This is a genomic window from Allobosea sp. ASV33 (assembly GCF_016428755.1).
GTDB lineage: Bacteria > Pseudomonadota > Alphaproteobacteria > Rhizobiales > Beijerinckiaceae > Allobosea.
This window is the reverse complement of sequence record NZ_JAELTI010000063.1, coordinates 25,072-32,521: the sequence shown is the minus strand read 5'-3', so window position 1 is coordinate 32,521 and position 7,450 is coordinate 25,072. Positions and strand designations below refer to the sequence as shown.

The following is a 7,450-nucleotide window of genomic DNA, read 5'->3' as shown; positions in this document are numbered from 1 at the left end:
CCGCGACCGAGAACCCGACCCTGACCCAAGCCTTCGGCATCAACGTGCCGCTGCTGGTGACGCTGACCTACGGCTTCGGCGTCGCGCTCGCGGCCTTCGCTGGGGTGCTCGCCGCGCCGATCTACTCGGTCAATCCGAATATGGGCGGCGACCTGATCATCGTGGTCTTCGCCGTCGTCGTCATCGGCGGCATGGGCTCGATCATGGGCGCGATCGTCACCGGCTTCTCGCTCGGCCTGATCGAGGGCCTGACCAAGGTGTTCTACCCGGAAGGCGCGGCCACCGTGATCTTCGTCATCATGGTGCTGGTGCTCCTGGTGAAGCCCGCCGGCCTGTTCGGCCGCACGGCCTGACGCAAGCAAGGACAACGACATGACCGACCTTGCCTCCACGGAAGCCGCCGGCGTCGCCCTCAGCGAGACCGACGACAGCACCGCGCGCCTGCACCGCAACCTGTTCATCGCGATCGCCGCGGTGCTCGTGGTCGCGCCCTTCGTCGCCTATCCCGTCTTCGTGATGAAGGTGCTGTGCTTCGCGCTGTTCGCGCTCGCCTTCAATCTCCTGCTCGGCTATGGCGGCCTGCTCTCCTTCGGCCACGCCGCCTATTTCGGCATGGCGAGCTATGTCAGCGCCTACACCGCCAAGAACTGGGGCCTGACGCCCGAACTCGCGATCCTGTTCGGGACCGCGGTCGGCGCCGTTCTGGGCCTCGTTTTCGGCGCGCTCGCCATCCGGCGACAGGGCATCTATTTCGCCATGATCACGCTGGCGCTGGCGCAGATGGTGTTCTTCTTCTCGCTGCAGACGCCGCGCTTCACCGGCGGCGAGGACGGCATCCAGGCCGTGCCGCGCGGCAAGTTCCTCGGCCTGATCAGCCTTGCCGACGACCGCGCGCTCTACTGGCTCGTCGCCGCCATCTTCATGGGCGGGCTCTTGCTGATCTACCGCATCATCCACTCGCCCTTCGGCCAGGTCTGTAAGGCGATCCGCGACAACGAGCCCCGCGCGATCTCGCTCGGCTACCGCGCCAACCAGTACAAGCTCGCGGTCTTCGTGCTTTCGGCCACGCTCGCGGGGCTGGCCGGCGCGACCAAGGCGATCGTCTTTCAGCTGGCCTCGCTCACCGACGTCTACTGGACGATGTCGGGCGAGGTCGTGCTGATGACGCTTGTCGGAGGCCTCGGCACCGTCTTCGGGCCAATCGTCGGCGCGCTCGTCATCGTCGCGATGCAGAACTACCTCGCCACGCTCGGCGCCTGGGTCACGGTCGTCCAGGGCGTGATCTTCGTGCTCTGCGTGCTGCTGTTCCGCGAAGGCATCGTCGGCGTCATCGCGAAGGCGATCAAGAAGCCGCTCTGATACCGTGACAGAGCATCATTCTCGGGCGTAGCGAAGCGGAGACCCGAGCATGACGGCGAGGGTGATAAGAAGCTAGCGGATCAGCTTCGAGACCATCCGGAACTGCCGGTGATCGGCGCTCCGCAGCCATTCGAACAGCACCATCTCGGTGGTAACGATCTCGGCGCCATGGCTCGCCATGCGGCTCAATGCGATCTCGCGCGATGTCGGCGCGCGCGAGCCGATCGCATCGGCGACCACGACGACGCGGCGGCGATGCTCCAGCAGGGTCAAAACCGTCTGGCCGACGCAGACATGCGCCTCGCAGCCGCAGACCACGAGTTCGCGATCCCCCGCCACGGCCTCGAGGAAGGCCGGCTCGGCGCAGGCGTCGAAACTCATCTTGGTCACGGGCGGGCCGACCTCCATCAGAGCCGGCACGGTCGGGCCAAGACCGCGCGGATATTGCTCTGTCAGCACGGCCGGCACGTCGAGCAGGCGCGCCGCCTCGGCGAGGCGCCCGGCATTCTGCAGCACCGTCTTGCCGTCATGGATCGCAGGCATCACCTTCGCCTGAAAGTCGATGACCACCAGCATGGCATTCTTCACTGACAGCAGCGGCATGATCGGCATTCCTCCTTCGCACCGTCCGAGGATTTCATTGCGCTTCAGGGCGTCACCCTCGTCAGCCGGCAGCGAGACCCTGCGACCGAGCTTCGCTTGACTTGCCTAACGGCAGTCAACATGCAGATGCGATGGACGGCAAACCGATCGTTCCCTTCGCGACGACGCTGCATGTGCGCGACCATTGCCTGTGCCTGCATGTCCAGCGTGCGGCGCGGACGCTGGCGCGCCGTTTCGACGAAGCGTTGCGCCCGGTCGGGCTGACCAACGGCCAGTTCTCGCTGATGATGGCCCTCAACCGCCCGGTGCCTGCCTCGTTCGGCCCTGTGGCGGAGCTGCTGGCGATAGATCGCACGACGCTGACCGCCGCGCTGAAGCCGCTCCGGCGGCGCGGGCTCGTCGATATCGTGGTCGATCCTGCCGATCGCCGTGGCCGTCTGCTGACGCTGACACCCGACGGGCTGGCGCTGCTCGCCTCGGCCGTGCCGGTCTGGCAGCGGACGCATGAGATCATCGAGGCGGCCATGCCCGATGCCGCGCCGGGCATGCTGCGCGACGCGCTGCGCAGCCTGGGCTGACGCTAGGAGCCATTCCGCAATTCCTCGAACCGCGACATCGCTCCCGGTCTTGGTTTTATCGCGCTTCCTTCACGCGAACCGAGGCCCACTCGCTCGAAAATGCCCTGATGGCTTGTCCCGCCCGCTCCGCAGAGCCGTCCCGCCAATAGGACTCTGGCGCATGGCTTCCGGTCTCGTTACCCTCAAGCCATTCTCCAGACGCACGTAAGATCGCATTCCATGGACAAGCGGCTCGACAATCCAGCCCAGGCCGCAGCGATGACGCCTGCGGATATCCGTTCGGTTCTGATCGGGGTCATGCTGGCGATGTTCCTCGCCGCGCTCGACCAGACCATCGTCGCCACCGCGCTGCCGACGATGGGGCGCGAGCTCAACGACGTCACGCATCTCTCCTGGATCGTCACGATCTACCTGCTCGCCTCGACCGCGGTGACGCCGCTCTACGGCAAGCTCGCCGATATCCACGGGCGGCGGGTGACGCTGCTCGCCGGCATCATCGTCTTCGTGATCGGCTCGATCGCCTGCGCGCTCGCGCCCTCGCTCTGGCTGCTCGTCGTCGCGCGGTTCGTGCAGGGGCTCGGCGGCGGCGGATTGATCGCGCTGGCCCAGACCATCGTCGGCGACATGGTGCCGCCCAAGGAGCGCGGGCGCTATCAGGTCTATTTCGCCAGCGTCTTCATGTCCTCCTCGCTGCTCGGCCCGGTGCTGGGCGGCTTCCTCGCGGAAAAGCTGCACTGGTCGGTGATCTTCTGGATCAACCTGCCGCTCGGGCTCGGCGCCTACTGGATGTCGAGCGAGGCGCTGAAGCGGCTGCCGCGGCATGAGCGCCCGCACAAGCTCGACGTGCTCGGCGCCATGCTGATGACATTGGCGACGGTATCGCTGCTGCTCGCCCTGTCCTGGGGCGGCACGGCCTATCCCTGGCGCTCGCTGGAGATCGCGGGTCTCGTCGCCGCCTCGCTCGCCTTCTGGGCCCTGTTCGCCTGGCGCCTGCGCCGGGCGGCCGAGCCGCTGATCCCGCTCGACGTCTTCGGCAACGGGGTCGTGCGGCGCGGCACGGTGGCGGCCGGCTTCGGCATGGGCACCTTCATCGGCCTCACCATCTATCTGCCGCTCTATTTCGAGACGGTGATGGGGATGAGCGCGACCCATTCCGGCCTCGGCCTGCTGCCGCTGACCTGCGGCACGGTCGTCGGCGCGACCAGCTCCGGCCGGGCAATGTCGCATCTCGCCCATTACAAGCGCGTGCCGCTGACCGGTCTCTCCGTCGCGATGATCGGCACCGCGATCCTGGCGGCCTTCTCAGGCCAGATCCCGCTCCTGCCCTTCTGCATCATCCTCGCCGTGGTCAGCGTCGGCTTCGGCACGCTGCTCCCCGTCGCGACCGTGTCGATCCAGAACGCCGTGCAGCCGCACCAACTCGGCACGGTGACGGCGGTCGCCAATTTCTTCCGGCAGATCGGTGGCGCGCTGATCGTCGCGGTGTTCGGCGCGATCGTGCTCGGCGGCGTCGGCGGGGCGGGCGCAAAGCTCTCGCCCGAAGCCTTGAAGCTCGGCACCGTCGACCGCGAGACGATGGTGATCCTGTTCCGCTATGTCTTCGGCGCGGCCGGCCTCGGCTTCGCCTTCGCGCTCATCTCGCTTGCGCGCATGGAAGAACGGCCCTTGCGCGGCCGGGCGGTCGAGGCGGCCAAGGCGATCGGCGGCGAATAGGCGGGACTGGAACAGCCGGGACCGGCGGCGCGTTGCCATGATCCCGTCACCCGCGCGGACCAGCATGCCTGCATCCGCAGCAGGAGTTCCCCGCCATGTCCGATCTCGTCGTCATCGTCTATCCGACCGAGGCCCGCGCCGAGGAGATGCGCCAGAAGCTGATCGGCCTGCAGAAGGAATACCTGATCGAGATCGGCGACGCCGCCATCGCGGTGATGCACGAGGGCGGCAAGGTGAAACTGAACCAGCTCCTGAACACGACCGCGCTTGGCGCCGTCTCCGGCTCGTTCTGGGGCCTGCTGATCGGCGCGATCTTCCTGATGCCGATCTTCGGCGCGGCGCTCGGCGCCGCCTCCGGTGCACTCGGAGGCGCCCTGACCGATTACGGCGTCGACGACAAGTTCATGAAGGATCTCGCCGGCAGCCTGCAGCCTGGCAATGCGGCGCTGTTCGTGCTGATCAACAAGGTGACCGGCGACAAGGTGCTGGAGGCGATCCGCGGCACCGGCGGCACGGTGCTCAAGACCTCGCTCGACCGCTCGCAGGAGCAGAAGCTGCGCGATGCGCTGGCCGATGCGCATAGCACGGAACCGGCGACGCAGAACCCGCCCGAGCCCTATCCGCAAGGCACGGGCGCGCCTTCGCCGGTGGGGTGAGGCACCCTGAGCCGCCATTCTCGGGCCGCGCTTCGCGCGGACCCGAGAATCTCATGACAAGAAGATACTGGTTTCCGAGATGCCCGGGTCAAGCCCGGGCATGACGCGCCGCGATCAACGGCTCAGTCGCGCAGCAGCTCGTTGATGCCGGTCTTGGAGCGGGTCTGCGCGTCGACCGTCTTGACGATGACGGCGCAGGAGAGCGACGGGCCAGGCGTGCCGTCCGGAAACGGCTTGCCCGGCAGCGCGCCCGGCACCACCACCGAATAGGGCGGCACCTTGCCGACATGGACCTGGCCGGTGGCGCGGTCGACGATCTTGGTCGAGGCCGAGATGAAGACGCCCATCGAGAGCACCGAGCCCTCGCCGACGATCACGCCCTCGACGACCTCGGAGCGGGCGCCGATGAAGCAGTTGTCCTCGATGATGGTCGGGTTGGCCTGCAGCGGCTCGAGCACGCCGCCGATGCCGACGCCGCCGGAGAGATGCACGTTCTTGCCGATCTGGGCGCAGGAGCCGACCGTCGCCCAGGTATCGACCATGGTGCCGCTATCGACATAGGCGCCGATATTGACGAAGGACGGCATCAGCACGACGCCGGACGCAATGAAGGAGCCCTTGCGCGCAGCCGCCGGCGGCACGACGCGGAAGCCGGCGGCGCGGAAGCGGTTCTCGACCCAGCCTTCGAACTTCGAGGGCACCTTGTCCCAGAATACGCCCTCGCCCGGGCCATTGGCCATGATGACGTTGTCGGTCAGGCGGAAGGAGAGCAGCACCGCCTTCTTCAGCCACTGATGGACGACCCAATCGGCGCCCTGCTTTTCGGCGACGCGGGCCTGGCCGGCATCGAGCATCTCGATCGCCTGCTCGACCGCCTCGCGGACGGCGCCTTTGGTCTGGACGCCGATCTCGGCCCGGTTTTCCCAGGCGGCGTCGATGGTGGCAGCGAGATCGGCGTGGGACATCGGGCGGCTCCGGCGCTTCCAGAAAGATCGGCGCGAGCGATGGCGGATGCAGGCGCCTGCGTCAAGCCGGACGGCGGCGCAGCAGATAGGTATCCATGATCCAGCCATGCCGCGCGCGGGCCTGCGCCCTCACCTCGGCGATCTCGGCCGCGAGCTCCGCGAGTGGGCCGGCGCGCAGAATCTCGTCGGGCGTGCCGAGATAGGCGCCCCACCAGATATCGAGCCCGGCGGGATCGATCTTGCCGAAGGTCTGCTCGCCGTCGAGCATGACGACGACGCTATCCTGGTCGGCCGGGAAGCCCGCCGCCAGCCGCCGGCCGGTGGTGATCAGGATCGGCGCACCGATCGTGTTGAGGGGTATGCGGTGGCGGGCGGCGAGAACCTGGACGCTGCTGATGCCGGGATAGACCTGCCAGTCGAGATCGAAGCCGGACGCGGCAACGCGCTCCATGATGCGCAAGGTGGAATCGTAGAGCGCCGGATCGCCCCAGACCAGCAACGCGCCGGTCTGGCCGCCCTGCAATGCCGCTTCGAACAGGTCGCGATAGCGGGCGGCGATGCGCTCATGCCAGTCGTCGACGACGCCGTGATAGTCATTGCCCGCCTCGGCCCGGCGCGGGATCTCGACGGGCACCGCGCGGTAATCGGCGTTGCGGATGAAGCGGGCGCAGATTGCCTCGCGCAAGGCGCGCAGGGCTGCCTTCTCCTCGCCCTTGTCGGGGATGAACAGGATATCGGCGCGGTTCAGCGCCTCGATCGCCTCGACCGTCATATGGTCGGGATTGCCGGCCCCGATGCCGATGATGAGGATGTTGCGCATGCCGCTCCGCCGGTTCGTGGCGGCTTAGCACGGCCTGCGCTCGAGATGCGAGATCAAGCCCGGCCGAGCACCGGCATGCGGGCGAGATCGCCCTGAGGAACCGGCGTCGCGCTCAGCGCGACCGCCGCCTGAAGCGCCTCCAGATCCTCACGGAGGCGCGGATGCCAGCCGCAAGGGCATGGCCGGTCACCGCAATGAGCATCCGCCACCTCTCTGTAGACAGAACCGACCGCTGCCGCCGCCAACTCGATCAGGGCGAGAGGCGGCAGGCGAGTATCGCGGAGCGCGGCGCAAAAAGCTGTCATGACCGCTTCCCGGATGTCGGCCCGGGCGGTCTCCAGCGATTCTGCGCTCCCCTGATCAGGCTGCACGTTCGATGCCCTTGATGGCGGCATGGAGGCGGCGCTGTGGCCCTTGCAGGGGCTTGGGCCCCTGCGGGAGTTCAGGTCCCTGCGGGGGCTTGGGTCCCTGCTCGGGCAAAGTGACCGCAAGCAGGTCGACGAGGCGCTGCATGCGCGGCGGCAAGGCCGCATCGGCGTCGAGATCGCCCGGCCCCTTGGCCAGCGCAAGCGCCCGGCGCAGCTCCGGCCGGCTCGCGCCGGTGCGGACGATCTCGCGGATGATGATCTCGTCGATGCGGCCGATCGCAGCCGCGACATCGACCTCGGTGACGCCACCCATTTCCGTCCCTCCGTCGGCTGATTCACTGATCGCGAGGGAGAGATAGGCGCGCCGCCGATTCGATGCAAGCTCTTG

At 67.7% G+C, this 7,450-nt stretch carries 10 protein-coding genes; 5 read left to right on the top strand and 5 right to left on the bottom strand.

Annotation, left to right across the window (positions count from 1 at the left end; all coding sequences use genetic code 11):
• Both JHD80_RS17790 and JHD80_RS17785 read left to right on the top strand, forming a co-directional pair.
• On the top strand, window positions 1-353 hold a 353-nt coding region (locus JHD80_RS17790; protein ID WP_465246533.1), incomplete at its 5' end, for an ABC transporter permease subunit.
• A gap of 19 nt (window positions 354-372) precedes the next feature.
• Entirely contained in the window at window positions 373-1,359 is a 987-nt protein-coding gene (locus tag JHD80_RS17785; protein WP_199090001.1) for a branched-chain amino acid ABC transporter permease, read from the top strand.
• Between the two features lie 72 nt (window positions 1,360-1,431).
• Here JHD80_RS17785 and JHD80_RS17780 read toward each other — a convergent pair whose 3' ends face one another.
• The gene (locus JHD80_RS17780; protein ID WP_199090000.1) at window positions 1,432-1,962 is read right to left on the bottom strand and encodes a hydrolase; all 531 of its coding nucleotides are present in this window, start codon (window positions 1,960-1,962) and stop codon (window positions 1,432-1,434) included.
• A 131-nt stretch (window positions 1,963-2,093) separates the two neighbouring features.
• On the opposite strand from JHD80_RS17780, the gene JHD80_RS17775 reads away from it, so the two are divergent.
• The 3 genes from JHD80_RS17775 to JHD80_RS17765 all read left to right on the top strand — a co-directional run bounded on the left by JHD80_RS17775 (window position 2,094) and on the right by JHD80_RS17765 (window position 4,909).
• Entirely contained in the window at window positions 2,094-2,540 is a 447-nt protein-coding gene (locus JHD80_RS17775) for a MarR family winged helix-turn-helix transcriptional regulator (RefSeq protein ID WP_199089999.1), read from the top strand.
• A 219-nt stretch (window positions 2,541-2,759) separates the two neighbouring features.
• Complete coding sequence (locus JHD80_RS17770) at window positions 2,760-4,253, top strand: MDR family MFS transporter (RefSeq protein WP_199089998.1); 1,494 nt, start codon at window positions 2,760-2,762, stop codon at window positions 4,251-4,253.
• A gap of 95 nt (window positions 4,254-4,348) precedes the next feature.
• Complete coding sequence (locus JHD80_RS17765; protein ID WP_199089997.1) at window positions 4,349-4,909, top strand: DUF1269 domain-containing protein; 561 nt, start codon at window positions 4,349-4,351, stop codon at window positions 4,907-4,909.
• 122 nt (window positions 4,910-5,031) lie between these two features.
• Here JHD80_RS17765 and dapD read toward each other — a convergent pair whose 3' ends face one another.
• From dapD to JHD80_RS17745, 4 genes are all read right to left on the bottom strand, one after another.
• Window positions 5,032-5,874, bottom strand: a complete 843-nt coding sequence (gene dapD, locus JHD80_RS17760) for a 2,3,4,5-tetrahydropyridine-2,6-dicarboxylate N-succinyltransferase (protein WP_199089995.1) — start codon at window positions 5,872-5,874, stop codon at window positions 5,032-5,034.
• Window positions 5,875-5,935: 61 nt separating this feature from the next.
• Complete coding sequence (gene cobF, locus JHD80_RS17755) at window positions 5,936-6,694, bottom strand: precorrin-6A synthase (deacetylating) (protein ID WP_199089993.1); 759 nt, start codon at window positions 6,692-6,694, stop codon at window positions 5,936-5,938.
• 53 nt (window positions 6,695-6,747) lie between these two features.
• Window positions 6,748-7,065, bottom strand: coding sequence for a hypothetical protein (locus tag JHD80_RS17750; protein ID WP_199089989.1), 318 nt, complete (start codon window positions 7,063-7,065; stop codon window positions 6,748-6,750).
• Complete coding sequence (locus JHD80_RS17745; RefSeq protein ID WP_199089987.1) at window positions 7,055-7,375, bottom strand: hypothetical protein; 321 nt, start codon at window positions 7,373-7,375, stop codon at window positions 7,055-7,057. Before JHD80_RS17745 ends, JHD80_RS17750 begins: the two co-directional genes overlap by 11 nt.
• Between the last annotated feature and the right edge of the window lie 75 nt (window positions 7,376-7,450).